Source organism: Leclercia sp. S52, assembly GCF_039727615.1.
Lineage (GTDB): Bacteria > Pseudomonadota > Gammaproteobacteria > Enterobacterales > Enterobacteriaceae > Enterobacter > Enterobacter adecarboxylatus_B.
Map to the genome: position 1 here is coordinate 4,049,752 of NZ_CP152474.1, position 26,131 is coordinate 4,075,882.

Sequence of the window (26,131 nt, forward strand, 5' to 3'; positions counted from 1 at the left end):
TGCCCGGTGCGCACCGCGTCACCGGGCAACAACGCGTTATCAGTACAGCGTCTTCTGCGGCGGCCCGGCAAACTTCAGCGCGCCAATCTTCCCCATCCGCACTTCCACCACCGACGGTCCCGGCATCGCCAGCGCTTCCGTCATCACCGCATCAAAATCTTCAGCCCGCTCAACGCTCCACGCCTGCAGACCAATCGCCTGCGCCAGCAGGGTAAAGTCCGGCGTATGCAGCTCGTTATAATACTGACGCCCGCCGAAATACTTATCCTGAATGCCGCGCATCACCCCATAGCCGCCATCGTTCATGATCAGCAGCGTCACGTTGGCTTTCTCCTGCGCCAGCGTCGCCAGTTCGCCAAGGTTCAGGCTCAGGCCGCCGTCCCCCACCAGCCCCACCACTTTACGCTGCGGGTTGGCAATCGCGGTGCCGATGGCCATTGGCAGGCCCATGCCTATCGCCCCGGCCAGAGAGTGGATGTTCATCAGCGGGCCGTTGGCGCGGAACAGGCGGCTGCCCCACAGGCTGCCGGAAACGGTGATATCGCGCACCAGCATGCCATCCTCCGGCAGCGCTTTCTCGATGGCGTCGTTGAGCTTTGCATAGGCGCCGCACTGCTCGCGAAGCCCCTGTTCAGCCTGCTCAACCGCCTGCTGTACCTGCGTATCCCACCGGGCATTGCCCCATTCGCGGCCCTGCGTTTTCGCCGCCAGCGCCGTTAACAGCGCAGAGCAATCGGCAATGAGGGTGTTATCCATCAGATAATTACGGCTCGCCGCCGCCGGGTCGATATCGATCTGCACGCGCGGAGAAGGCAGCTCAAGCGTCCAGGAGCGCGTTTCGTTGCTGCGCAGGCGTGAACCGGCGACCAGCGTAAAGTCACACTGGGCGATAAGCGCTTCAACGGACGGCGAGTTGTGGAACGCCCGCAGACTGGCGCGGTGGCTGTCCGGCAGCACGCCGCGCGCGTGGGTGCTGGAGATAACGGTCAGGCCCGCATCCGCCAGCTGTTTCACGGCATCAACGCATGTCAGCGCACCGCCGCCCAGCCACAGCAGCGGCTGTTTCGCCTGCTTAAGCTGCGCCCAAAGCGCATCAACCACTCCGGCATCTACCGCTGAAACCGATGCCGGTTTCACAGGCGCCGTTACCAGCGACAGCGGAATTTTTGCCCCCTGAATATCAATCGGGATTTCAACAGAGACCGGCCCGCACGGCGGGGTCTGCGCGTCCTGAATGGCTTTATGCAGAATAGCCATTGCCTGGTTGGCATTGCTGATGCGGTACGCCCGCTTTGAACTGGCCTTCAGGAAGGTCAGCTGGTCGCGCGTTTCATGGATAAAGCCGGTATCGGCATCCAGCCAGGCTTTTTCCACCTGACCGGTTAAATGCAGCAGCGGCGTATTCGCATTCATCGCCTCTACCAGCGCGCCTACCGCGTTACCTGCCCCTGCGCCGGTGCTGGTCAGCGCCACGCCGAGACCGGAAAACCGCCCGTGTGCATCGGCCATGGTGACGGACCCCGCCTCGCCGCGTGCGGGCACAAAGCGGATGTTGCCGCGCTGCCCTACCGCATCGGCGATCGGCAGGTTGTGAATAGAGATGACGCCGTAGATGGCCTCAACCTGATACTGCTCCAGCGTTCTGGCGATGGCGTCGCCGACGGTTATCATTTCGCTCATTGCTCACCCTTTCTCAGTCGCACCAGTGGTTGACGCTGTTACCCGTCGCCAGATAAATGCTCTTTTGCTGCATCCAGGCCTTCAGCCCCTGAATGCCCTTTTCGCGGCCCAGACCGCTCTCTTTAAAGCCCCCGAACGGGGTCGAAATGGCAAAGACCTTGTAAGTGTTGATCCACACCGTACCCGCCTCCAGCTGCTCGCTCAGACGCAGGGCGCGCCCGGTATCGCGCGTCCAGATCCCCGCCGCCAGGCCGTAAACCGAGTCGTTCGCCTCGCGGATAAGCTCAGCTTCATCGCGAAACGGCATCGCCACCAGCACCGGGCCGAAGATCTCCTCCTGACAGGCGCGGTCGCTGTTGCTCAGCCCTTCGATAATGGTTGGCTGGAAGAAGCTGCCGTTTGCCAGCGTGGGATCGGCCGGGATCTCCCCGCCGCACAGCACGCGACCGCCTTCACGCTTCGCCAGCTCGACATACTCCATCACGCTCTGGCGGTGCTTCTCGTTAATCAGCGGCCCTACGTGCGTGCCGTCGGTAAACGGATGGCCGACGCGCAGACCCCGGGTTAACTCCAGCAGCCGTGCCATCAGCGGGGCGTAAATGCTCTGGTGGATAAACAGCCGTGAACCGGCGATGCACGCCTGCCCTGCCGAGCTGAAAATGCCGTAGCAGATCCCGCGCGCGGCCTGCTCAACGTCCGCGTCTTCCAGCACGATGGTCGGGGATTTACCCCCCCAGCTCCAGCGACGCCGGGATCAGTTTTTCCGCCGCCACGTGCGCCAGATGACGTCCCGTGGTGGTGCCGCCGGTAAAGGAAATTTTGCGCACCTTAGGGTGACGCGCCAGCGCATCGCCAATCACCGAGCCTTTGCCCGGCAGTACGCTCAGCAGCCCGGCGGGCAGCCCGGCCTGTTCAAAAATCCGCGCCAGCTCCAGCGCCATCAGCGGCGTAGCCTCGGCAGGTTTGAGGATCACCGCGTTACCCGCCGCGATGGCCGGGGCGACTTTCTGCATCTCGCTGGCAATCGGCGAGTTCCACGGCGTGATGGCCGCCACCACGCCGAGCGGCTCATAGCGGCTCAGCGTCAGCAAATCTTGCTGGCGCGGGGTCGGAAGTTCCCCTTCCAGCAGCTCGCAGGCGGCAGCGAAGTAGCGCGCCGTTCCCGCCGCGCTCATCACCAGCCCACGCGCCTCCGCCAGCGGCTTGCCGTTATCGCGGCTCTGCATTTGCGCCAGCTCGTCCACGCGGGATTCAATCAGATCCGCGACCTTGTGCAGGATCCTGGCTCTCATATGCGGCAGGCTGTTGCGCCAGTCTGGATTGCGCCAGGCGCGCTCTCCGGCCTCAATGGCTTCCTGCAAATCGTCCAGGCTTGCTGCGTTCAGCGTCGCGTTGATCGACCCGTCTGCCGGGAAGTGGCTCTGCATCGGATTGCCACCGCCGTGTCGCCACTGGCCGCCAATAAAAATCTTCAGATCGTCCATCGTCACTCCTCAGCTCAGGGCCAGCTCGCGACAGGCGCGGACCGCGCTCAGTGCCGCCAGGGTGGAGGTTTTCGGGTTGCTGGCCAGCGGCAGCCCGCTCAGCTCCAGATGGAACTCGCCAAACACGCCTTCGACGTGCAGCGTGTGGGTGTTGCGTTTTGTTCCCGGGTCGACCATCAGCTGCACGCGCGTGTCGTCCATCCCTACGCCGCCAAGTGCCACCGTCGCCGCCACGTTGGCGTTCGCCGGGAACAGGCGCGCCGCCTCACGGGCGCTGCCCTCAAAGAAGACCTGTGCAACGGACACCGAATTAAGATCGATAAGCTGCTCGGCGTAGCTGCCGCGCCAGCTGGCCGGGCTTTTACGCGACTGATAGGTCACGCGCTCCAGCCCGCCCTCTTTCGCCGCCGCCAGCCCGTCGATGCCGGCTACCGCCCCGGAGAGCAGCGTCAGCTTGCCGCCCGCGCTGAGCAGGCGCTGCTCCAGTTCACTGTCCGCCAGCGCGCCGGTGGAGATGACCGCCAGATGCCAGCCGCGACGCAGAATCTCTTCGCCGTACTGCGCCACCGCCTGCTGGCTGGCGCACTCCAGCACCAGATCGGGCGTGTCGGCGCACGCCATCGGGGAGGTCAGCGCCACCACCGCATCGCCAAACTGCGCGCGAATGGCCGCGTGGTGAGATTCACGCGCGACGATCCAGCCGATAGCCACACCGGCAGGCAGACGCTCAATCACCGCCTGCGCCATGGCACCAAAACCGATTAACATGATTTTTTTCATGATGCGTCCTTACAGATGGCGGCAGAAACCGCCGGAAACGTCCAGCGCGGCCCCGGTGGTAAACGAGGCCAGCGGCGAGGCGAGGAACAGCAGCGCCTGCGCGGGCTCCTGCGGTTTGCCGAGGCGCGCCATCGGAATGCCGCGTTTGCGCGCGATATCCGCCGTCCACTCTGGCCAGCTCTGGCTTTTGTCCGCCCGGTTCTCAAAGCGGCGCTGCCACTGGCCCGATTCCACCATGCCGAGCAGGATGGAATTGACGCGAATGCCTTTACCCACCAGCTCTTTCGAGAGCGTCAGCGTCATGTTCAGCAGCGCCGCGCGGGCGGCGGAGGTGGCAATCATGTGCTCCTCCGGCTGCAGCGCCAGCAGGGAGTTGACGCAGGTGATGGAGGCGATATCTGACTGCTCCAGCAAAGGCTGAAACGCCTGCACCGGGTTGATCACCCCAAACAGTTTGAGTTCGGCTTCGTGCAGCCATGCCTCGCGCGGGGTGTCGTGGAAGTGCGCCACGTAACCCTGCCCGGCGTTGTTGATCAGCATATCCGCCGCGCCAAAGCGGTCGTTCACGGCACGGGCAAACGCCAGCACCTCGTCGGCTTTCAGCACATCGCAGCGGTAAGCGAAAATCTCCCCGTCCGGGTAGTCGTTTTGCAGCGCGGCGTGGGCGCTGGCGAGACGGTCCGGATCGCGGCCACAGAAGGCCACCTTTGCCCCCTCGCCCAGCAGCAGCCGCAGCGTTTCAAAGCCAATACCAGAAGAACCGCCGGTGACGACCGCTACGCGTCCATCAATTTGTGCATTCATCGCGCACCTCTTCGTTAATGCGTAAAAGCTGTTGGTTAAAAAACGCGTCGTTATCGAGATAGCTGGCGTGTCCGGCCTGCGGAATAGCGATAAACGGCATGCCGTAGCGCAGCGCCAGCCCCTGTACCAGCTCCGGCTGGGTGATCGCATCCTGCTCGCCGCACCAGACTTCAAAGTTGCCCGCGTAGCGTTCAAGCCAGGCATGAATATCGTCGTGCGCCAGCATCCACGCGGCGGCAAGGTAGCCTTCCGGGCGAAGCTTGCGCATTCCCGCCGCGACGACGGCGATATCCTCCGCACGTGCGCCGGGGCGCAACAGTTTCGCGGCGCGGGTCTGGGCGAGGATTTCCCCGCCCAGCGCCATCTGCTGCTCGCGGTTGCGCCAGACCTGCTCGCGCTGCGCCGGTGCGGCCTGGCCGTAGCCTTGCGCGGCATCCGCCAGCACCAGGTGCAGGACGCGATCCGGGAACTTCGCGGCAAACGCGCTGGCAACCAGCGCCCCCAGCGAATGGCCGACCAGCACAGCCTGCCAGATGCCCGCGCGATCGAGCATCGCCGCCAGCGCGTCGGCGTAATCACCGGCGTTTGCCCGCTCTACCGCCAGCATCGGGCTTTCGCCATAGCCGGGCATGTCCCACGCCAGCACGCGAAAGCCGTCCAGCGACATCTGCTTATGCCAGGAGGCCGCGCCGGAGCTGATACCGTGCAGCAGCATCAGCGGAATACCGCTGCCCTGTTCCCGAAACTCCGTCATGAAGCCCCCTTAGTTCCGCTTCACTTTGGAAAGCGGATGATCGGATGGGTAGGTTGGGATCTCCGGCTTGTTGGTACCCAGCATGACGCACATCAGCGCCTCTTCTTCGCCGTGGTTGAACAGCCCGCGGTAGATCCCCGCCGGAACGGAAATCAGATCGCGCTCGCGCAGCACGGTTTCGGTGTAGTTATCGCCGTCCTGAATCATCAGCGTGATCTGCCCTTTGAGCATGAAGAACACCTCTTCCACATCATCGTGCAGATGCAGTGGCCCTTCACACTTCGACGGCAGCACCATGGTGGAGAAGGTAAAATGGTCCGCCTGTACGGTGTTGGTGTCGTTCGCCACGCCCGTGGCGCCGGTGCCGATGTAGCGCATCTGGGCGCGGCGATATTTCGGGTCAAAATCGGCCTGGAACTTCAGCGCATTCCAGTCGTATTTACGGCCTTCGAAGCGCGCAATGCGCGACTCGACCCACTCTTCCATGGTCAGATGGTCAGGTTTAACGCCTGGTTTTGCAGTTACGGTTGAATCAGTCATAACACTCTCCTCAGTAACGTCTCAGCAGCGGCAGTAACAGGACGCAGCCCACCGCCGCCATCACCGCCAGAAAAATCATTCCGGAATCCATGCTGTGGGTGTAGGCGATTAGCGCGCCCATCACCGCCGGCGACAGCGCGCCCGCAAAGTTTCCCAGCCCGTTGAAAATGCCGCCCGCCGTGGCGCTCACCCGTGGATGGGTGGCTTTTGCCAGCAGGGCGAAAATGTTGGGTGCACCGGTGCCCCACATAAAGGTGCTGAAGCTCATCGCCGCGATAACGGTCAACGGAGTATCAAGATGCATCACCACCGCCAGCCCTGCCGCTGCCCCCGCCATTGAGATAAAGCAGGCCGCCGCACGCTTATCGACCCGATCCGAGAGCCAGGCGCCGATCACCTCACCCGCCAGCATGGCGATAAACGGCATCGACGACAGCCAGCCCGCGTGCTCCAGATGAATACCTTTGCCCTTAATCAGGTAGCCCGGCAGCCAGCCGTTGATACCCCACAGATAGGTCAGGAAGGCGATGTTAAAGATGCAGATGATCCAGAAGTGCGGGCTGATAAACAGCTCGCGCCGGGCCGCACGACGTTCATCCTGCGAGGCCTGTGATGTTGTCGGTTTCGCCTCCAGCCGGATGCCGCGCAGGCCGATACGCACAAACAGCAGCACCGGCACGGTAAGCATCGCCATCACGAAGAAGGTGCTCTGCCAGCCGAAGGTGTTCAGCAGCCAGATGGAGAGCGGGAAACCCAACGCCGCGCCAACGGGCGTGCCCAGCAGCCACAGCATGGTGGCGCGCGCCTGCAGATGCTGCGGAAAGTTGTGGCGCACGATGGCGAAGGCCAGCGGGAACAGCGGCCCCTCCGCCACGCCGAGCAGGATGCGCAGGACAATCATCAGCGTGTAGTTATGGGTAAAGCCCATCGCCACCATCAGCACGCACCACACCACCATCATCCCGGTGAGCAGGCGCAGCGGCGCAATTTTGTCCCCCAGCCCGCTGAGAAAGACTGACGAAAAGCCGTAGCTCAGCAGGAAAGCGCTCATCAGAATGCCGAGGCGCGTGGTGTCAAAATCTATGCCCATCGCCTGCTGGAAATGGCCGTCAGAAAACAGCGCCGCAATGCTGATTTTGTCGAAAAACGCCAGCAGCACGCAGGCCAAAAGCGACAGCGGAATGGCCCAGCGCACCGCTTTTTCAGGCGTGCGGGTGCCCTCACCGCTGGCCTCAACGGGCGCGGTGTTGGTCTCTAATGTGGTCATGTCTCCCCCCTACGGGTGCGGTTTTTTTATCGCAATGACATCAGTGAAAAGGCCGGATCGGCGAGCGGCACGTCCGATAAATCCCGCCCGGCCGCCATCCAGCGCTTCGCCAGCTTGACGGTACGCGCATCGTTGAACGCCACCAGCTGCGTCAGCCGCCCGTTCGCGTCCAGCGAGAAGAACAGCCTGTCCTCACGCACTATCGTGCTGCTCCCCGGCTGCGGAATGCCGAGGATCTGAATATTGTGCTGGTATTGATCCGACCACAGCCACGGTGCGTCGTCGTAGCCTGGCGCATTGGGGTTGAGCATCGCCTTCGCCGTCGCCACCGCCTGGTTCTGGGCAAACGCCCATGACTGGATGCACAAACCGTGGTGATGATGCTGTGCGACGTCGCCCGCGGCGAAGATAAACGGATCCGAGGTACGGCCCTGGGCATCCACAACGATCCCGCGCCCGGTTTTCAGCCCGGCGTCGCGCGCCAGCTCGAGATTGAGATCGACGCCGATCCCCACCACCACCGCATCAAAGGTTTCCCGTTTACCGTCGCAGTGGATGACCGGCAGGCCGTTGCTATCTTCGAGCTCCAGCGCGCCGCAGCCGGTGCGGATATCCACGCCCTGCTCGCGATGGATCTTTTCTAACTGCTGAGACACCTCACCGCTCACCGAACGCATACACAGCGCAGGCTGCTGCTCGAACAGCGTGACCGCCACGCCGCTTTTACGCGCGGAAGCGGCAATCTCCAGGCCGATCCAGCCGCCGCCAATAATCGCCAGGTTTTGACTTTCCGTCAGGCGACGCTTCAGGCGCTGCGCGTCCTGCCAGTGACGCAGGGTAAAGACCTGAGGATGCTTCGCCCACGCCTCGCCCGGCAGGCGCGCCCGCCCACCGGTGGCAAGCAAAAGCATGTTGTAACTAAGATGCTCACCGTTGCTCAAAACGATCGTTTTCGCCTCGCGATCGATCTGTTCAGCACGCAGCGGACGGTACCAGCTGAGGTTCAACGTCTGCTGCGCCTCTTCGGTAAACAGGCGCGGGAGGGTTGCGTCCGGCTCCAGCAGAGACGCTTTTGACAGCGGCGGGCGCTCGTAGAAATCCCATTCCTCTTCCGCCACCACGCAAATCTCGCCGTCAAAGCCCTGGTCGCGCAGGGTCTTCGACGCCCAGCCGCCCGCCTGACCGCCGCCGATAATGACAATGCGCGAGGTCATACCGCCTCCGGCTTTTTTCTGCTGACGGCGCGTGTCGTGGTCAATCCCGCCTTCCACCGCCCATTCGGTAAAGGAGATAAGGGAGTGCTCCAGCTCGCGCGGCTGCCAGTTTTCGGTCAGGTAATCGTCATTGGTGTAATACTCAAACGCGCCGCCGGTCGGACTGTTGACGTACCAGAAGTAGGCCGACGACACCGGATGGCGGCCCGGCCCAATAAAGGTGCTCCAGTCGTTTTTGTTCATCGCAATCCCGCCGCCGATCACTTCATGAATATCGCGCACGGTAAAGGCCACGTGGTTCAGGCCGCGCTTGCGGTTCGGCAGCTGCAGCAGGAACAGGTTGTGATGGCCGCCGCGCACGCCGCAGCGCAGAAACACGGCGCGGTTGATGTAGCGATCCGAGACCTGGAAGCCAAGCACTTCGCGATAGAATTTTTCCACTGCCGCCAGCTCCTCCACGAAGAACACCACGTGCCCGACGTTAATCGGCTGGGCACGGTCATAAACCGGGCTCGGGGTGTCGATACGGCGGGCATCGCCCCACTGGTTGATCGGCTCGACGTACAGCTCTACGTCAGTCTGCTGGCTGACCTGCACGCGCAGCGTCATGCCGTTCGGGTCGAGACACTCCAGCGCGCCGCCCACCTCGCGAAAACCGGGCTGCTGCGCAAGCTTCGGGCGCAGCGCATCCAGATCGCCCTGCGTGGCCACCGCCCAGGTCATGCGGCGCAGGGTGTTGCCCGCTTCAAAGGCCGGCGGCAGGTCGGGGCTGTCGATGGGGTTAAGTTCCACACGCGCGCCGCTTAAGGTGGTAAAACGCTGGCCGCTGGCATCGCCCGTCAGGCCAAAATCACGCATAAATTTGGCGCAGTGCGTCAGGTCTTCCACGCCAAATTCCAGCTTTTCAATTCCGGTTACACTCATCGTTCGTTGCCTCATCTGGCCCAAATTGGGCGTAAAACATGCCCGACGCAGTCAAGCGCCTGACGTTAACTCACTGATTTAACTGGCCTGTGACAAATACCCTAAGAAGCCAGAGATTTTATCCGCCGCCAGACGGACGTCGTTTTGCAGGCGCTCGCGGTCGGTTTGCGGGATCTCTTCCGACGGCACCAGAATGCTCACCACCGCCGCCACCCGTCCGCTGCGGTCATACACCGGGTAGACGATGGAGGAGATGCCGTGGCGGAAGAAGGATTCGCCGATCACATACCCGCGCGCTTTGTCCTGCTGCACCATCTGCCACAGGGCTTCGCGGTCGTGGAGCTGCCCCGGCGTGTTGCCCGGCAGGCGTTCGTGCGGGAACAGGTGTTCAAAATCGGCGCGGGAAATATCGGTCAACAGCATGCGTCCCAGGGACGTGCAGTGCACCGGTAAACGGGTACCAATGCTGACCTGATTGATGCGCGACCCGGCGGCGCTGACGCGGGCAACGTAGATGATGTCGCGTCCGTCGCGGATCGCCAGATGGCTGCTGCACTGGCTCAGGTCGCGCAGCTGTTCGATCACCGGCTGGCCGACCTGCGCCACGTCCAGCGAGGCGATGTACTCAAAGCCCAGACGCAGCACGTTCATGCCCAGCGAGAAGGTATTGGTGCGCGCGTTACGCTCCAGAAAGCCCATGTACTCCAGCGTCTGGACCACGCGGTAGGCGGTGGCCTTCGGCATATCCACCAGCCGGTGCAGCTCGGCAAAGGTCAGATCGCGATGCTGCTCGCCAAAGGCCAACAGCAGCTGTAAACCGCGCTCCAGCCCCGGCACCAGATACTTCACTTCCTGATCGTTTGCCATAATCGCCATACCTTAGTTAAAGACAAAACCGCCGTTGACCGGGATAAGCTGTCCGGTGATGAACCGCGACAGATCGCTTAACAGCCAGACCACGCTGCCGGTGACATCCTCCGGCTGCTGTGCGCCCGTTAACGCGCGGCCGTTTTCGTAGAGCTGATGCCGTTCGGCGGGCACATATTCGGTTGCCTCGACGCGGGTGAGCCCCGGGGCGATGGCGTTGATGCGAATGCGTTTTTCACCCAGCTCGCGCGCCATTGAGCGGGTCATGGCAATCACGGCCCCCCTTGCTGGCGACATAGGCCATCAGGCGCGGCGCGCCCCACAGCGCGGTGTCGGAGGCCACGTTCACGATCCCCGCCCCTTCGCGCAGCAGCGGCACTGCAGCACGGGTCACCAGCCAGGTGCCTTTAACGTTCACGCTCATCACCCGATCCCAGAGATCCGGATCGTAATCGAGCATGTTTTTACCGCCCACGCCGGTGGCCATCGCCGCGTTGTTCACCAGCCCGTCAATCTGCCCCTGCTCGCCAATGGCGCTGAAGACCTGCTCGATGGAGTGCGGATCGGCCAGATCGATAACGTGGGATTCGATCGCATAGCCTTGCTCACTTAACCCGTGCGCGCTCTCAGCCAGCTCGCCTTTCAGGATGTCGCACATCACCACCGCCGCGCCCTGCTCCGCGCAGGCTTTGGCAAAGTGATAGCCCAGCCCGCGCGCGGCGCCGGTCACAACGATGCGTTTTCCGCTCAACAGCCCGTTCATCAGGCGGCTCCCTGCTGCGCTTCGCGCATCGCCAGCTGCTCTTTGGCGGCCTTTTGCATCATGCGGCGCAGGCGGGAGAGGCCGACGTCGTGTTGATAAAGGTATTCATGGTCGCGGGCGTTTGGCGCCAGGCTTTCCAGCACTACGCGGTCCTGCTCCAGCACTTCCCAGTGCAGTTTTTCCAGACGATTGCGGTACATGAAGCGCCACATATCGCGCTGCCACCCTTGTACGCGGCGGATGCGCCAGAAGAAGACGCGGCAGTTGTCGTTATCTTCCGGCACCACCATGCCGACGATAAAGAAGTGGCCGCCCGGCCCGAAACGCTTTTTATACGGAATGGAGAGACGCATCCAGCAGGTGCCGCTGTTGCCCAGCTCCACCCAGTCGAAGTTGATGCCGCTCTGGCCTTTCTTCTCAAAGATGAAGCCGGTTTTGGTTGGCTGCAGTACCATGTCGGCCTTGCGGTCCCCTTCCGCCATCGAGTGCGAGGAGGAGTGCAGATAGGTGCCATGCATCGGGTCCATCACGTTTTCCAGCGCGTACTGGTAATTGCATTTCCATGCGGCGGTACAGAGGAAGTTGCTGAAGTCGTCCGTATCGGCGAGTTCATCCGGGAAGGTCAGTTCGTCCGGCTGCTGGTCAGCGGTAACGCCGAACCACAGGAAGATAGCGCCGTGCGCCTCCTGCACGTTGTAGCTGCGCACGCACTGCTGGCCAACCAGCGGACATTTATCCACGGCGGGCACATCTTTCACTTCGCCGTTGCCCGCCACTTCCACGCCGTGATACCAGCAGGCGATGCGGTCCCCGAGGTTCCAGCCCATCGACAGCCGCGCGCCGCGGTGCGGACAGCGGTCTTCCAGCGCCTGTACCTGGCCGTCTTTGTTACGCCAGACCACAATCTGCTCGCCCAGGCGGGTAATGCCCACCGGCGCAGACTGCACTTCCCAGCTGGCCAGCACCGGATACCAGAGCCCACGCAGACCTTTATCGAGATAGTTTTGTACGGTAGTCGTCATCGCGTTGTCCTCAGTAGCCGTTAACCTGTAAGAATGCCTGGAAGCTGGTCTCGCTCCACGGCTCGCCCTGCAGATCGTGCATGCGCATCGCGTTCAGCCCGTTAACCAGCTCAGGCAAAGTTTCCGCGCCCTGTTCGAAGAGATCTTCCAGCGTGGCGATCAGGTTCACTTCCCAGTTTTCCGGTTCGCGGCTGCGGGTTTGCCAGATCAGGTTGGTGTAATCACCCGGCTTATGGATGGCGCCGTTACCGCCCTCTGCGGGAGGGGTAAACTGACGGCTTTCCGGCAGCGCCGGATTGAAGTTCAGGGTGTCGCTCATGCCACGGTCTCCTCGACGAAGGTAATCTGGATTTGGTTTTCAAAGACCCGAACCGGGTAGCGGTTAAGGTTACGACCGCCGGGGCCGTGCAGGCACTGGCCGGTTTTAACGTCGAAAACCGCCTCGTGCAGCGGGCATTCCACTTTACCGTCTTCCACGAAGCCCTGGCTCAGCAGCGCATAGGCGTGCGGGCATACGTCTTCAAGGGCGTAATACTCACCGTCAATCAAATAAACACCGATCTCTTTGCCCTCAACGTTACCGCTAAAAGGGAAATCTTCCTGTACTTGTTCTGCGTCACATACGCCTATCCAGCTCATCACGATCCTCCAGGCTTTTGTTTCATATATGAAACTCTGTTTCTTATTTAATACGGTCAATATAAAAGCGATGAATGTTTCGTCAAGCGGCAATGTGACGAATTTGTTAATTGAATGGCAATTAATTAGTTAAGTGTGCAAAGGATCACGAAAAAATGCAGCGATATGAAATTTTCATTATTAAGCCGTGAATGAATACGTTTTATTGATGCCCTTTAAAATTGCAAAAATGATATTGACTTCTTTTCATTTTACTCCTTAAAAATAAAAGAAAGAGTCTGAGCGGTGTTTCACCAGTGAAACTTATTTTTAAAATAATCTTTACAAACAATGAGTTTCACAGGTGAACCATTTTACCTGCGTAACAATCACATTGATAAAAATATAAAGAGATAAAAACTTAAGGCGGGCATGATGACGGCAAGATGGCAAGGCACAATCGCACTGTTATTACTGATTATTATTTCCTACGTCGACCGGGTGAATATCTCGGTGATGATTTTAAACCCGGAATTTGCCGATCATTTTCAGTTAAATGAAAACAGAATGTTACAAGGAATGCTCATGACCTGCTTTCTTCTGGGTTATGGTTTTTCCGCTTTATTATTAACGCCGGTTATTGAAAGCAAACTGCATTACCGACGGGGACTATTAATCAGTATTGCGATATGGGCCGTGGTGTGCGCCATCTCTCCGCTGTTAGGCTCGCTGATGGGCATGCTCATCGCCCGCGTGATTTTGGGTATTGCCGAAGGGCCGCTCTTTTCCCTGAAAACGCGGTTTATCAGTGACAACTTTAGCCCGGAGGAGATAGGTAAACCCAACGCCGTGACCGCGCTCGGCGTCTCTCTCGGGCTGGCCATCGGCTTTCCGCTGGTCACCTGGCTGATGGCGCATCTGGGCTGGGCCGGGTCATTTTACGCGCTGGCGGTAATGAACCTGGTACTCGGCGGCGGTCTTATCTGGCGTTTTCTGCCAGCGCCACGCAGCCCGGTGAAGAGGAAAAAACCGGGGTTTATGCAGACCTTTACGCTGGCCTGGAAAACGCCGCTGCTCGGATGGATCCTGCTGGTGGAAATCGCCACGCTGAGCTATCTCTGGGGCAGCAGCGCGTGGCTGCCGGCATGGCTGCGCGATGAGCACCACTTCTCGCTGCACGCGACGGGCTGGCTTGCGGCCATCCCCTTCCTGCTAAGCCTTGGCTCGAAATTCCTCGGCGGCGTGTTGCTCGACAAAATGCGTCCGGAACAGGCGCCGGTGCTGTTTGTGGTAGGCGGGTTGCTGACGGCGCTGTCGGTGGTTGCGCTGATGCTGAGCCATCAGCCGGCATGGCTGGCGCTGTTTATGCTCTCGGCTAACGTCTTCTGGGGGCTTCAGGGGGCGGCTATTCCGGCGGTGATCCAGCACCATGCCGCGCGGGAAGCGGTGGGAAGCGCGTACGGGATCATCAATGGGATCGGCAATATCTGCGCGGCCTTTATTCCGCTGCTGATGGGGATGGTGATGAGATCGGTCGGGTCGGTCAGTTCCGGCTTTTCGGTTCTGGTGGTCTCTCAGGCTATCACCCTGCTGGCGGGCGGAATGTTGCTGCTGCGCATGCGTCGCGCAGCAGCAATTAGCGCGTAAGGCTTATTCGCCTTTCTTCGCCGCCTGGATGTAGAGCATTTCCAGAGCCAGGGTCGCCGCGGCCAGCGCGGTGATCTCGGACTGGTCGTAAGCCGGGGCCACTTCTACCACGTCCATGCCCACGATGTTCAGATCTTTCAGACCACGTACCAGCTTAATGGCGCGATCGGAGGTCAGGCCGCCGATCACCGGGGTGCCGGTGCCAGGCGCAAAGGCTGGATCCAGACAGTCGATGTCGAAGGTCAGGTATACCGGCATATCGCCAACAATCTGCTTCACCTGCGCGATGATGTCATCCACGCCGCGATCGTTCACCTGGCCCGCGTCCAGCACGGTGAAGCCGTTGTCTTTATCGAACTCGGTACGAATACCGATCTGCACGGAGTGGTTTGGATCGATCAGGCCTTCGTTTGGCGCGGTGAAGAACATGGTGCCGTGGTCGAATTCGCAGCCGTTCGCATAGGTGTCGGTATGAGCATCGAAATGCACCAGCGCCATCTTACCGAAATGCTTCGCGTGAGCACGCAGCAGCGGCAGGGTCACGAAATGGTCACCCCCGAAGGAGAGCATACGCTTGCCGGCAGCCAGCAGCTTCTCGGCGTGGGCCTGCAGTTTTTCGCTCATTTCACGCGCGTCACCGAAGGCATATACCAGGTCGCCGCAGTCAACCACGTTCAGGCGCTCGCGCATGTCGAAGTTCCACGGGAAACGGTTGTGCTCCCAGGCCAGGTTGGTGGAGACCTGACGGATCGCTGCCGGGCCGTGACGGCCACCGGCACGGCCGGATGTCGCCATATCAAATGGCACACCGGTGATCACCCAGTCCGCATCGCTGTCGTACGGCTGGAAGTTCATCGGAAGGCGTAAAAAACCAAAAGCGTTCGATACCAGGGAGTTATCGTACTGATGCCCTAAAGTGCTCATGTCCTGACCTCTTTATAACGTCGGTGCATTAAAAATAGATGAAAAAAAATCCCCTCCGCGTCGTTAAACCCGACGAGGAAGGGATTGATTCGAATAGTGCCTGTTGCGGCGGATTATCGCTGCTATTTCGTACGGGTTCAAGTGAGTATAGCAATCTGCCGGATGGCGGCTTCGCCTTATCCGGCCTACATTTGTAGGCCCGGTAAGCGCAGCGCCACCGGGCATCAGCAACGCTGTAGCCTGATGCCCTCACCCCGACCCTCTCCCACAGGGAGAGGGAGGTTTTTTTTACTCGTCTTCCAGATACGTGTAGCCGTACAGACCCGCTTCAAACTCTTCCAGGAACTGTTTCTGCAGGGTATCGTCCAGATCGGTCTTTTTCACCTGATCGCGGAACTGGGTCAGCAGCTTGTTCGGATCCAGCTGCACGTACTGCAGCATATCCGCCACGGTGTCGCCCTCGTCAGAGAGCTCCACTTCCACGTTGCCGTCAGGGAAGACAAACACGTCAACCGCTTCGGTATCCCCGAACAGGTTGTGCATGTTGCCCAGAATCTCCTGATAGGCCCCGACCATAAAGAAGCCCAGCATTGGCGGGTTCTCCGGATCGTACTCCGGCATCGGCATGGTGGTGGCGATCCCGTCACCGTCGATGTAGTGATCGATAGCCCCGTCGGAATCACAGGTGATATCCAGCAGCACCGCACGGCGCTCAGGCACCTGATTCAAGCCTTCCAGCGGCAGGACCGGGAACAGCTGATCGATACCCCATGCATCCGGCATCGACTGGAACAGGGAGAAGTTGACGTACATTTTGTCCGCCATACGCTCCTGCAGCTCGTCGATAATCGGACGGTGCGCGCGGTTGCTCGGGTCGAGCTGTTTCTGCACTTCGTGGCACATGTTGAGATACAGCTGCTCGGCCCAGGCACGCTCCTGCAGGCTGTATGTTCCGGATGAATAGCCGGTATGAATATCGTGCAGGTCCATCTGGCTGTCGTGCAGCCACTCGCGCAGGGAACGACGTGTACCTGGCTCGTGCATCTCAATCCAGGTTTCCCACATGCTTTGCAGCGCGCGCGGTGCATCGTCTTCCGGCGGTGTGGCTTCGGTGTATTCGTTGCGCTCAACGCCGATGATGTTAGACACCAGCACCGTGTGGTGCGCGGTAACCGCACGTCCGGACTCGGTGATCACCGTCGGGTGCGGCAGACCGTTCTCTTCACAGGCATCGCCAATCGCCCAGATAATATTGTTGGCGTACTCGTTCAGACCATAGTTCACCGAACAGTCGGACTTCGAGCGGGTCCCTTCATAGTCCACGCCCAGACCGCCGCCCACGTCGAAGCACTGGATGTTCACACCCAGCTTGTGCAGCTCGACGTAGAAACGGGCCGACTCGCGCACGCCGGTGGCGATATCGCGGATGTTGGCCATCTGCGAACCGAGGTGGAAGTGCAGGAGCTGAATGCTGTCCAGACGACCACGCTCACGCATGATTTCGACCAGCTGCAGAACCTGGTTCGCTGCGAGGCCGAATTTGGATTTTTCACCGCCGGAGGACTGCCACTTACCGGAGCCCTGCGAGGCCAGACGCGCACGCACGCCAAGACGCGGTATCACGTTCAGACGCTCGGCCTCTTCCAGCACGATATTAATCTCGGACATCTTCTCGATGACCAGATAGACCTTGTGGCCCATCTTCTCGCCGATCAGCGCCAGACGAATGTATTCACGGTCTTTATAGCCGTTACAAACGATCACCGAGCGGGTCATTCCGGCATGGGCCAGTACCGCCATCAGCTCCGCTTTGGAACCGGCTTCCAGCCCCAGCGGTTCGCCGGAGTGAATTAAGGATTCGATAACGCGACGATGCTGGTTCACCTTGATCGGATAGACCAGGAAATAGTCGCCGTTGTAACCGTAAGATTCACGCGCGCGTTTGAAGGCGGCGTTAATGGAACGCAGACGGTGCTGCAGGATCTGCGGGAAGCAGAACAGTGCAGGCAGACGCTGCCCCTGCGCTTCGCGCGCTTTCACCAGCTTAGCGAGATCGACGCGCGCTTCCGGTACGTCAGGATCCGGGCAAACGCTGATATGGCCCAGTTCGTTGACGTCGTAGTAGTTATTGCCCCACCAGGCAATATTGTAAGTGCGCAGCATCTTGCTGGCTTCCTGGGAGCTCATCGCAACCTCCTGCATAGAACGTAGTACACCCTGTTCGCCTGCTGACGAAGGCGAAAACGAAGACATGTCGTCAGACATAGCGAACCTCAACTCTTACTATTCAGTGTAAAACAGTTGACTACTATCGCAGCGTCAATCTGCGATAACAACCCATTATCCGACCGGATTTCCAGCACAGAATGCTGAAAGCCGGGGCGTGCGACCGGTTTCTTATTCATATCATTGTAAAACACGTATCCGAACTCTGTATGACAAGGTCCGGCGAAACCACGAGAAAACTCTTGTATTTACAAGAGCGCCCTTGTTCAGTCTTCACAAAGCGTAGTGCCTGCCCTGGAATCCTGAGAAGCGCCGAGATGGGTATAACATCGGCAGGTTTGCAGATTAGAAATGCGAATGGCGGGGAGCATGTTCCGGCCTGAAAGGCAGAACTGACTAAGCGGAAAACGACGGTTCATTATCTCGTATCACCTCCACGCAAGCCTGATAAAACTCGCGACAAGTTAAAGCTAAAAGTTCACTGCTTTACCCGGCTGGAAGTGGCGACACGAAGAAACGTCGTGTGCTTTTTTGTATGAGCCGCGCGCCGCGTTTTATACCGACAAGACGGGGAAAATGCAAAATATAAATGTGCGCATTGCCGGGACCGTCAGCAAAAATTTCCACTCGGGTTTTCAGGGCCGTAAGCGCATATATAAAAAAAGCTGGAAATCGGGCGAAGAAGTGACCTAAAATAGCCGTCCAGATGTTAATCCATCCATACTGATTAACACTCAGACTGCCAGTGTCATCATCTGCAAGTCCTGGTGGAAAAAGCTGCCTCGGCGACCCCACACGACAGTTTGAGCTAAACAAATTCTCCTTAGGTAAATTAAAACATGGCAAAACACCTGTTTACGTCCGAGTCTGTATCAGAAGGACATCCTGATAAAATTGCTGACCAAATCTCCGATGCCGTACTGGATGCGATCCTTGAGCAGGATCCTAAAGCGCGCGTCGCCTGTGAGACCTATGTCAAAACCGGCATGGTAATGGTTGGCGGTGAAATCACCACCAGTGCATGGGTTGATATCGAAGAGATCACCCGTAACACCGTGCGTGAAATCGGCTATGTGCATTCTGATATGGGCTTTGATGCCAACTCGTGCGCCGTACTGAGCGCCATTGGCAAACAGTCCCCGGACATCAACCAGGGCGTTGACCGTGCCGATCCGCTGGAGCAGGGCGCGGGCGACCAGGGCCTGATGTTTGGTTATGCAACCAACGAAACCGACGTGCTGATGCCAGCGCCAATCACCTATGCTCACCGTCTGGTGCAGCGTCAGGCTGAAGTGCGTAAAAACGGCACCCTGCCGTGGCTGCGTCCGGATGCGAAAAGCCAGGTCACGTTCCAGTACGACGACGGCAAAATTGTCGGCATCGACGCGGTAGTTCTGTCAACTCAGCACGCTGAAGATATCGACCAGAAATCCCTGCAGGAAGCGGTGATGGAAGAGATCATCAAGCCGGTTCTGCCGACCGAGTGGCTGAACGCCTCTACCAAATACTTCATCAACCCAACGGGCCGCTTTGTTATCGGTGGGCCAATGGGCGACTGCGGTCTGACCGGTCGTAAGATCATCGTTGATACCTACGGCGGCATGGCGCGTCACGGTGGCGGTGCCTTCTCCGGTAAGGATCCGTCTAAAGTTGACCGTTCCGCAGCCTACGCAGCGCGTTATGTTGCCAAGAACATCGTTGCCGCCGGTCTGGCTGACCGCTGTGAGATCCAGGTCTCCTACGCCATCGGCGTAGCAGAACCGACCTCCATCATGGTTGAAACCTTTGGTACCGAAAAAGTGTCCTCTGAGCAGCTGACCCTGCTGGTGCGCGAGTTCTTCGATCTGCGTCCATACGGCCTGATCCAGATGCTGGATCTGCTGCACCCAATCTACAAAGAAACCGCTGCTTACGGTCACTTTGGTCGCGAACATTTCCCATGGGAAAAAACCGACAAAGCCGCCCAGCTGCGTGAAGCTGCCGGTCTGAAATAATCGACTGACAGCGCTTCTGAAAGGCCAGCCCCGTGCTGGCCTTTTTTGTTTTCTGCTGCATAACGCCCTCAGTGAAATCGCTTACATCCAGATAAAATCAGCCCCCCTTTCGGATTACTCTCTTTGTCACACCCGCCCCTCTGACATACTTTTACTGTTTCCTAATCAAATCTTTACATTGATGAAACAGCTAAGCCAAATGGAGGGCAAAATGCCTGACAATAAAAAACAGGGGCGGACGTCAAACAAGACGATGACCTTCTTCGTCTGCTTCCTCGCAGCACTGGCAGGATTACTTTTCGGTCTTGATATCGGCGTGATTGCCGGGGCCTTGCCCTTCATCACGGATGAATTCCAGATCAGCTCCCACACCCAGGAGTGGGTGGTCAGCTCGATGATGTTCGGTGCGGCGGTCGGCGCGGTCGGCAGCGGCTGGCTCTCCTTCAAACTCGGGCGTAAAAAGAGCCTGATGATTGGTGCCATTCTGTTTGTCGCCGGTTCACTCTTTTCCGCTGCAGCCCCTAACGTGGAAGTGCTGATTGTCTCCCGCGTGCTGCTGGGCCTGGCGGTAGGCGTTGCTTCCTACACCGCCCCGCTTTACCTGTCGGAGATCGCCCCGGAGAAAATTCGCGGCAGCATGATCTCCATGTATCAGCTGATGATCACCATCGGTATTCTCGGCGCCTATCTTTCTGACACCGCGTTCAGCTACAGCGGCGCATGGCGCTGGATGCTGGGGGTTATAATTATCCCGGCGATCCTGCTGCTCATCGGCGTCTTCTTCCTGCCTGACAGCCCGCGCTGGTTCGCGGCCAAACGGCGCTTTAACGATGCGGAGCGCGTGCTGCTGCGCCTGCGCGATACCAGTGCAGAAGCGAAACGCGAGCTGGAAGAGATCCGCGAAAGCCTGAAGGTCAAACAGAGCGGCTGGGCGCTGTTTAAAGAGAACAGCAACTTCCGCCGGGCGGTGTTCCTTGGCGTGCTGCTGCAGGTGATGCAGCAGTTCACCGGGATGAACGTCATCATGTATTACGCGCCAAAAATCTTTGAGCTGGCGGGTTACAGCAACACCACTGAACAGATGTGGGGCACGGTGATCGTCGGTCTGACCAACGTGCTGGCGACCTTTATCGCCATCGGCCTGGTGGATCGCTGGGGCCGTAAACCGACGCTGACGCTGGGCTTCCTGGTGATGGCCGTTGGCATGGGTGTGCTGGGTACGATGCTGCATGTGGGTATCGAGTCCACGACCATGCAGTACGTGGCCGTCGGGATGCTGCTGATGTTTATCGTTGGTTTTGCAATGAGCGCAGGTCCGCTGATCTGGGTGCTGTGTTCCGAGATCCAGCCGCTGAAAGGGCGCGATTTCGGCATCACCTGCTCCACCGCTACCAACTGGATCGCCAACATGATCGTCGGCGCAACCTTCCTGACCATGCTCGATACGTTCGGCAATGCCAACACCTTCTGGGTGTACGGCGGTCTGAACCTGCTGTTTATCGTGCTGACGCTGTGGCTGGTTCCTGAAACCAAACACGTGTCGCTGGAGCATATTGAACGTAACCTGATGAAAGGCCGTCCACTGCGCGAAATTGGCGCTCACGACTGATCCTTTCGGCTTCCTCCCGTCCGGGAGGAAGCCGCTTGCACCGCCCCGCTACAGGCTCTATGCTCTGCCGTTATGAAAACACCCCGTCTCCCCATTGCGCTTCAGCAAGCCGCCATGCGCAGCCTGCGTGACAACCTGGCGCAGGCCAATCTGAAGCTCGCCCGGAACTACCCTGAACCCAAACTGGTCTGGCAGCAGCGCGGCACCGCAGCAGGCACCGCCTGGCTGGATGCCTATGAAATCCGCCTCAATCCAGTATTGATGCTGGAAAACCAGCAGGCTTTTATCGATGAAGTGATCCCGCACGAGCTGGCGCATCTGCTGGTATGGAAGCACTTTGGCCGCGTGTCACCCCACGGCAAAGAGTGGAAATGGATGATGGAAGCAGTGCTGGGCGTTCCGGCGCGTCGAACACACCAGTTCGAGCTTGATTCGGTACGGCGCAATACATTCCCCTACCGCTGTCAGTGCCAGCAGCACCAGCTCACCGTGCGTCGCCATAACCGGGTGGTGCGCGGCGAAGCCACCTACCGCTGCGTGAAGTGCGGCGAACCCCTTATTGCGGAGTAAGCGGCAGAATCATCAGGAACATTCATGATCTGCCTGATTGCATACAGGAACAACTTTCGTTACGTTGCGGGCTCGTTTTGACACGGAGTTCACGATGTCCCGTAATTTTTCTCTCGCGGTCGCCTTTCTGACGACGGCGTTCTCAGGCCATGCGCTGGCCGAAGGTATTAACAGTTTCTCTCAGGCAAAAGCCGCAGGCGTGAAGGTCAACGCTGACGTCGCGGGCGATTTTTACTGTGGCTGCAAAATTAACTGGCAGGGCAAAAAAGGGGTCGTGGATCTGGCCTCCTGCGGCTACAAAGTGCGTAAAAATGAGAACCGCGCCAGCCGTATCGAATGGGAACATGTGGTGCCAGCCTGGCAGTTTGGCCACCAGCGTCAGTGCTGGCAGGATGGCGGGCGTAAAAACTGCGCCAAAGACCCGGTCTATCGCCAGATAGAGAGCGATATGCATAACCTGCAGCCCGCCGTGGGCGAGGTGAACGGCGATCGCGGCAACTTTATGTACAGCCAGTGGAACGGCGGCGAAGGGCAGTACGGTCAGTGCGCCATGAAGGTCGACTTCAAAGAGAAGCTTGCCGAGCCACCCGCCCGCGCCCGCGGCAGCATTGCCCGCACCTACTTCTATATGCGCGACCGCTATGACCTCAACCTCTCCCGCCAGCAAACCCAGCTCTTTAACGCATGGGATAAACTCTATCCGGTGACGGCCTGGGAGTGCCAGCGCGACGAGCGCATTGCCAAAGTGCAGGGGAATCACAACCCGTACGTCCAGCGCGCTTGCCAGGCGCAAAAGAGCTAACCTACACTAGCGGCAATTGTTTATTTACATATGCCCCTCACCCTAACCCTCTCCTCACAGGGGAGAGGGGACAGAATGTGCCGGGGACTCAGCTCTTGATGGACTTCTTAACTATGCGTGTTCCTCGTATTTATCATCCTGAATTGATCGCCGCTGGCAGTGAAATTGCCCTGTCTGAAGAGGCCGCCAACCACGTTGGCCGCGTGCTGCGTATGGGCGCAGGCCAGTCAATTCAGCTGTTTGATGGTTCAAACCAGGTGTTTGACGCAGAAATTACCCGCGCCGATAAAAAAAGCGTGCAGGTTAATATTTTGAGTAGCGAAATCGACGATCGTGAATCGCCGCTGCATATCCATTTAGGCCAGGTGATGTCGCGCGGCGAAAAAATGGAATTCACTATCCAGAAATCGATCGAACTGGGTGTAAGCCTCATTACGCCACTTTTTTCTGAGCGCTGCGGCGTTAAACTGGATGCCGAACGTCTGAATAAGAAGCTCCAGCAGTGGCAAAAAATCGCTATTGCCGCCTGTGAACAGTGTGGCCGCAATCGCGTCCCGGAGATCCGCCCGGCAATGGATCTTGAAGCCTGGTGTGCGGAAGAGGAACAGGGTCTGAAGCTCAACCTGCATCCCCGCGCCAGCGCCAGTATTAACACCCTGCCGCTGCCGGTTGAACGCGTGCGGCTGCTGATTGGCCCGGAAGGGGGTCTGTCGGCAGAGGAGATCGCCATGACCGCACGCTACCAGTTTACTGATATTCTGTTGGGACCCCGCGTTCTGCGTACTGAGACCACCGCGCTAACCGCCATCACTGCCCTGCAGGTGCGTTTTGGCGATTTAGGTTGAAGCATTAACGGAGAAGACAATGATCAAGCTCGGCATCGTGATGGATCCCATCACAAGCATCAATATCAAGAAAGATTCCAGCTTCGCTATGCTGCTGGAAGCGCAACGTCGCGGCTATCAGCTCCACTATATGGAGATGAGCGACCTGTACCTGATTAACGGCGAAGCCCGTGCGCGCACCCGCATCGTCAACGTCGAGCAGAATTACGATAAATGGTATGAATTCGGTTCCGAGCAGGATCTGCCCCTGGCCGAACTCGACGTCATCCTGATGCGTAAAGATCCGCCGTTCGACACCGAATACATTTACTGCACCTATATTCTTGAGCGCGCAGAAGAGAAAGGGACGCTGATCGTCAACAAACCGCAGAGCCTGCGCGACTGTAACGAGAAGCTCTACACCGCCTGGTTCTCCGACCTGACGCCAGAGACGCTGGTGACGCGCAGCAAAGCGCAGCTGAAAGCCTTCTGGCAGAAACACGGCGATATCATCCTGAAGCCGCTGGACGGCATGGGCGGCGCGTCTATCTTCCGCGTTAAAGAGGGCGACCCGAACCTTGGCGTGATCGCCGAAACGCTGACCGAGCATGGCTCCCGCTACTGCATGGCGCAGAACTATATCCCGGCGATTGTCGACGGCGACAAGCGCGTGCTGGTGGTGGACGGTGAGCCGGTGCCGTACTGCCTGGCGCGTATTCCGCAGGGCGGCGAAACCCGCGGTAACCTGGCGGCCGGTGGCCGTGGCGAACCGCGTCCGCTGACCGAAAGCGACTGGGAAATTGCCCGCCGCGTCGGCCCGATGTTAAAAGCCAAAGGGCTGATCTTTGTTGGCCTCGATATCATTGGCGATCGCCTGACGGAAGTGAACGTCACCAGCCCGACCTGTATTCGCGAAATCGAAGCCGCGTTCCCGGTCTCCATTACCGGCATGCTGATGGATGCGATCGAAAAACGTCTGAAGCAGTAATAACCCAGCCAATACTGTTAGTGACAGCATTCAGGTTTGTCCGCATACTGGGTGCTGTCGCTTTTTAAACCAGGAAACAGAACCTCTGACAATGAATTTACAGCATCACTTTCTGATTGCCATGCCTGCTCTCCAGGATCCGATTTTCCGTCGTGCGGTCGTTTACATCTGCGAGTACAGCGAAGATGGCGCGATGGGGATTATCATCAATAAACCGCTGGAAAATCTGTCTGTTGAAGGCATTCTGGACAAATTAAAAATTTCCCAGGACGAACGTGTTCCTGAAATTCGTCTCGATAAACCGGTGATGCTGGGCGGCCCGCTGGCCGAAGATCGCGGCTTTATTCTGCACACGCCGCCAGGCTTTTCCTCCAGTATCCGTATCTCCGATAACACCGTGATCACCACCTCCCGCGACGTGCTGGAAACCCTGGGCACAGAAAAGCAGCCTGCCGATGTGCTGGTGGCGCTTGGCTATTCCTCATGGGAAAAAGGCCAGCTTGAGCAGGAGATCCTGGATAACGCCTGGCTGACGGCCCCGGCAGATTTAAACATCCTGTTTAAAACCCCTATCGCCGATCGCTGGCGTGATGCAGCAAAGCTGATTGGCATTGATATCCAGACCATGCCTGGCGTAGCGGGGCACGCCTGATGAGCGGCACGCTTCTGGCGTTTGATTTCGGCACCAAAAGTATCGGCGTGGCGATCGGCCAGCGCATCACCGGCACCGCCCGCCCGCTGACGGCGCTGAAAGCGCAAAACGGCACACCGGACTGGAACCTGATTGAGCGACTGCTGAAAGAGTGGCAGCCGGATGAGGTCATTGTCGGTCTGCCGCTGAATATGGATGGCACTGAACAGCCATTGACTGCCCGCGCGCGTAACTTTGCCAATAAAATTCATGGCCGTTTTGGCGTGGCGATCAAGCTGCACGATGAACGACTGAGCACCGTAGAAGCCCGCGCCGGTCTGTTTGAGCACGGCGGTTTCCGCGCGCTCAATAAAGGCAGCGTCGATTCCGCCTCGGCGGTGATTATCCTCGAAAGCTTCTTCGAGCAGGGTTACTGATCCCCTACCCTTTGCCCGGCTGCCCGGGCAAATGCCCCTTACTCTTCCAGCAGCGTGGCGTTAAGCGCCGTCAGTTCAGCCAGACGCGTGCGGACATGCTCGTCGTCAACATTCCACATCCCGGCAAAGGCCAGCGCGGCATGATGCACGCCCACGGGTATGGCCATCGACACTTCGCCGTCGTCATGGTGCCAGACTACATGCCCCTGCTGGCGCTGCTGCGCCACGTGCGGGGCAAGGTTTTTCCACTGCTCGGGCGTGAAGCGCGGCATCAATGCCTCGTCCGTCTCACTCGCCAGCAGCGACATGCCAATCACCGATTGCCAGGCAGGCAGCATATGAAAGCCAGCCAGCGCCTGGCTGGCCTGGCTGCCAGGCACGGCGTGCCAGATATAGATCACCTGATCCTCCCACAGCACACCCAGCGCCACCACGATATCGCGTGGCGCATCGCGCTCCAGCCGGGGCAAGGCGCGGGAGAACAGCTCTGAGCCGCGGATTGACTGGGCCGCCAGCGCATGGATGCCAGGGCCCGGCAGGTAGCGACGGTGATCGTCCTGCATGGTCAGGCCAATGGAGGCCATGGTCATCAGCAAACGGTTAACACGGGTGGTGTTGATCCCCATCAGCCGCGCCAGTTCACGGCAGCCGATGGCGCGGCCGCTGGAAACCAGATATTGCAGACAGCGAATGCCGTCGATAAGACTTTGGTTCGGTTGTGATGACATAGCCGCTTTCAAGGTGTGCAATTAGTGGCTCGAT

General features: G+C 59.1%; 24 protein-coding genes and 3 pseudogenes. 9 read left to right on the top strand and 18 right to left on the bottom strand.

Going from position 1 to position 26,131, the window contains the following annotated elements; translation table 11 throughout:
- Positions 1-39: 39 nt before the first annotated feature.
- The 14 genes and pseudogenes from AAHB66_RS19340 to AAHB66_RS19405 all read right to left on the bottom strand — a co-directional run bounded on the left by AAHB66_RS19340 (position 40) and on the right by AAHB66_RS19405 (position 12,738).
- Complete coding sequence (locus tag AAHB66_RS19340; RefSeq protein ID WP_347114120.1) at positions 40-1,680, bottom strand: thiamine pyrophosphate-binding protein; 1,641 nt, start codon at positions 1,678-1,680, stop codon at positions 40-42.
- 13 nt (positions 1,681-1,693) lie between these two features.
- Positions 1,694-3,164 (bottom strand): annotated as a pseudogene (locus AAHB66_RS19345) (aldehyde dehydrogenase).
- A 9-nt stretch (positions 3,165-3,173) separates the two neighbouring features.
- Entirely contained in the window at positions 3,174-3,944 is a 771-nt protein-coding gene (locus AAHB66_RS19350; RefSeq protein ID WP_347114121.1) for an aspartate dehydrogenase, read from the bottom strand.
- Between the two features lie 9 nt (positions 3,945-3,953).
- On the bottom strand, positions 3,954-4,748 hold the full coding sequence (locus tag AAHB66_RS19355; protein WP_347114122.1) for an SDR family oxidoreductase: 795 nt from the start codon (positions 4,746-4,748) through the stop codon (positions 3,954-3,956).
- Positions 4,732-5,502, bottom strand: a complete 771-nt coding sequence (locus tag AAHB66_RS19360; protein WP_347114124.1) for an alpha/beta hydrolase — start codon at positions 5,500-5,502, stop codon at positions 4,732-4,734. Before AAHB66_RS19360 ends, AAHB66_RS19355 begins: the two co-directional genes overlap by 17 nt.
- Before the next feature lie 9 nt (positions 5,503-5,511).
- On the bottom strand, positions 5,512-6,042 hold the full coding sequence (locus AAHB66_RS19365; RefSeq protein WP_347114126.1) for a cupin domain-containing protein: 531 nt from the start codon (positions 6,040-6,042) through the stop codon (positions 5,512-5,514).
- Between the two features lie 10 nt (positions 6,043-6,052).
- Complete coding sequence (locus AAHB66_RS19370) at positions 6,053-7,309, bottom strand: MFS transporter (protein ID WP_347114127.1); 1,257 nt, start codon at positions 7,307-7,309, stop codon at positions 6,053-6,055.
- A gap of 26 nt (positions 7,310-7,335) precedes the next feature.
- Complete coding sequence (locus AAHB66_RS19375; protein ID WP_347116523.1) at positions 7,336-8,523, bottom strand: FAD-dependent oxidoreductase; 1,188 nt, start codon at positions 8,521-8,523, stop codon at positions 7,336-7,338.
- 12 nt (positions 8,524-8,535) lie between these two features.
- Positions 8,536-9,447, bottom strand: a pseudogene (locus AAHB66_RS19380) (VOC family protein); the annotation flags it as partial.
- A gap of 78 nt (positions 9,448-9,525) precedes the next feature.
- Complete coding sequence (locus AAHB66_RS19385; protein ID WP_347114129.1) at positions 9,526-10,314, bottom strand: IclR family transcriptional regulator; 789 nt, start codon at positions 10,312-10,314, stop codon at positions 9,526-9,528.
- A gap of 12 nt (positions 10,315-10,326) precedes the next feature.
- Positions 10,327-11,077 (bottom strand): annotated as a pseudogene (locus tag AAHB66_RS19390) (SDR family oxidoreductase).
- Entirely contained in the window at positions 11,077-12,099 is a 1,023-nt protein-coding gene (locus tag AAHB66_RS19395) for an aromatic ring-hydroxylating dioxygenase subunit alpha (RefSeq protein WP_347114131.1), read from the bottom strand. The pseudogene AAHB66_RS19390 and the gene AAHB66_RS19395 overlap by 1 nt, the downstream one beginning before the upstream one ends.
- 10 nt (positions 12,100-12,109) lie before the next feature.
- Entirely contained in the window at positions 12,110-12,418 is a 309-nt protein-coding gene (locus AAHB66_RS19400; protein ID WP_347114133.1) for a recombinase-like helix-turn-helix domain-containing protein, read from the bottom strand.
- On the bottom strand, positions 12,415-12,738 hold the full coding sequence (locus tag AAHB66_RS19405; protein WP_013098654.1) for a non-heme iron oxygenase ferredoxin subunit: 324 nt from the start codon (positions 12,736-12,738) through the stop codon (positions 12,415-12,417). The genes AAHB66_RS19400 and AAHB66_RS19405 overlap by 4 nt, the downstream gene beginning before the upstream one ends.
- Before the next feature lie 414 nt (positions 12,739-13,152).
- On the opposite strand from AAHB66_RS19405, the gene AAHB66_RS19410 reads away from it, so the two are divergent.
- On the top strand, positions 13,153-14,364 hold the full coding sequence (locus AAHB66_RS19410) for an MFS transporter (protein WP_347116525.1): 1,212 nt from the start codon (positions 13,153-13,155) through the stop codon (positions 14,362-14,364).
- 3 nt (positions 14,365-14,367) lie between these two features.
- Here AAHB66_RS19410 and speB read toward each other — a convergent pair whose 3' ends face one another.
- The 3 genes from speB to yqgB all read right to left on the bottom strand — a co-directional run bounded on the left by speB (position 14,368) and on the right by yqgB (position 17,693).
- Positions 14,368-15,288, bottom strand: coding sequence for an agmatinase (gene speB / locus AAHB66_RS19415; protein WP_014071686.1), 921 nt, complete (start codon positions 15,286-15,288; stop codon positions 14,368-14,370).
- 288 nt (positions 15,289-15,576) lie between these two features.
- The gene (gene speA / locus AAHB66_RS19420; RefSeq protein WP_347114134.1) at positions 15,577-17,553 is read right to left on the bottom strand and encodes a biosynthetic arginine decarboxylase; all 1,977 of its coding nucleotides are present in this window, start codon (positions 17,551-17,553) and stop codon (positions 15,577-15,579) included.
- Between the two features lie 8 nt (positions 17,554-17,561).
- Positions 17,562-17,693, bottom strand: coding sequence for an acid stress response protein YqgB (yqgB, locus tag AAHB66_RS19425; protein ID WP_127472193.1), 132 nt, complete (start codon positions 17,691-17,693; stop codon positions 17,562-17,564).
- Positions 17,694-18,353: 660 nt separating this feature from the next.
- On the opposite strand from yqgB, the gene metK reads away from it, so the two are divergent.
- From metK to ruvX, 8 genes are all read left to right on the top strand, one after another.
- Positions 18,354-19,508 (top strand): methionine adenosyltransferase, encoded by a 1,155-nt coding sequence (gene metK / locus AAHB66_RS19430; RefSeq protein WP_337017038.1) that lies wholly within the window; start codon positions 18,354-18,356, stop codon positions 19,506-19,508.
- A gap of 211 nt (positions 19,509-19,719) precedes the next feature.
- Positions 19,720-21,117 (top strand): sugar porter family MFS transporter, encoded by a 1,398-nt coding sequence (locus tag AAHB66_RS19435; protein ID WP_347114136.1) that lies wholly within the window; start codon positions 19,720-19,722, stop codon positions 21,115-21,117.
- A gap of 72 nt (positions 21,118-21,189) precedes the next feature.
- Entirely contained in the window at positions 21,190-21,687 is a 498-nt protein-coding gene (locus AAHB66_RS19440) for a SprT family zinc-dependent metalloprotease (protein ID WP_347114137.1), read from the top strand.
- Positions 21,688-21,781: 94 nt separating this feature from the next.
- Positions 21,782-22,489 carry a deoxyribonuclease I gene (gene endA, locus AAHB66_RS19445; protein ID WP_333853927.1) on the top strand — a complete coding sequence of 236 codons (708 nt, stop codon included), beginning with the start codon at positions 21,782-21,784 and terminating at the stop codon, positions 22,487-22,489.
- Positions 22,490-22,602: 113 nt separating this feature from the next.
- Positions 22,603-23,334, top strand: coding sequence for a 16S rRNA (uracil(1498)-N(3))-methyltransferase (gene rsmE, locus AAHB66_RS19450; protein WP_347114138.1), 732 nt, complete (start codon positions 22,603-22,605; stop codon positions 23,332-23,334).
- 19 nt (positions 23,335-23,353) lie between these two features.
- Positions 23,354-24,301: a glutathione synthase gene (gshB, locus tag AAHB66_RS19455; RefSeq protein ID WP_333853932.1), complete on the top strand. Its 948-nt coding sequence runs from the start codon at positions 23,354-23,356 to the stop codon at positions 24,299-24,301.
- A 91-nt stretch (positions 24,302-24,392) separates the two neighbouring features.
- On the top strand, positions 24,393-24,953 hold the full coding sequence (locus AAHB66_RS19460; RefSeq protein ID WP_142487043.1) for a YqgE/AlgH family protein: 561 nt from the start codon (positions 24,393-24,395) through the stop codon (positions 24,951-24,953).
- The gene (gene ruvX / locus AAHB66_RS19465; RefSeq protein ID WP_180209603.1) at positions 24,953-25,369 is read left to right on the top strand and encodes a Holliday junction resolvase RuvX; all 417 of its coding nucleotides are present in this window, start codon (positions 24,953-24,955) and stop codon (positions 25,367-25,369) included. The genes AAHB66_RS19460 and ruvX overlap by 1 nt, the downstream gene beginning before the upstream one ends.
- A gap of 38 nt (positions 25,370-25,407) precedes the next feature.
- On the opposite strand, the gene AAHB66_RS19470 is transcribed toward ruvX, so the two are convergent.
- Positions 25,408-26,097: an IclR family transcriptional regulator gene (locus AAHB66_RS19470; RefSeq protein WP_347114139.1), complete on the bottom strand. Its 690-nt coding sequence runs from the start codon at positions 26,095-26,097 to the stop codon at positions 25,408-25,410.
- Positions 26,098-26,131 lie beyond the last annotated feature (34 nt).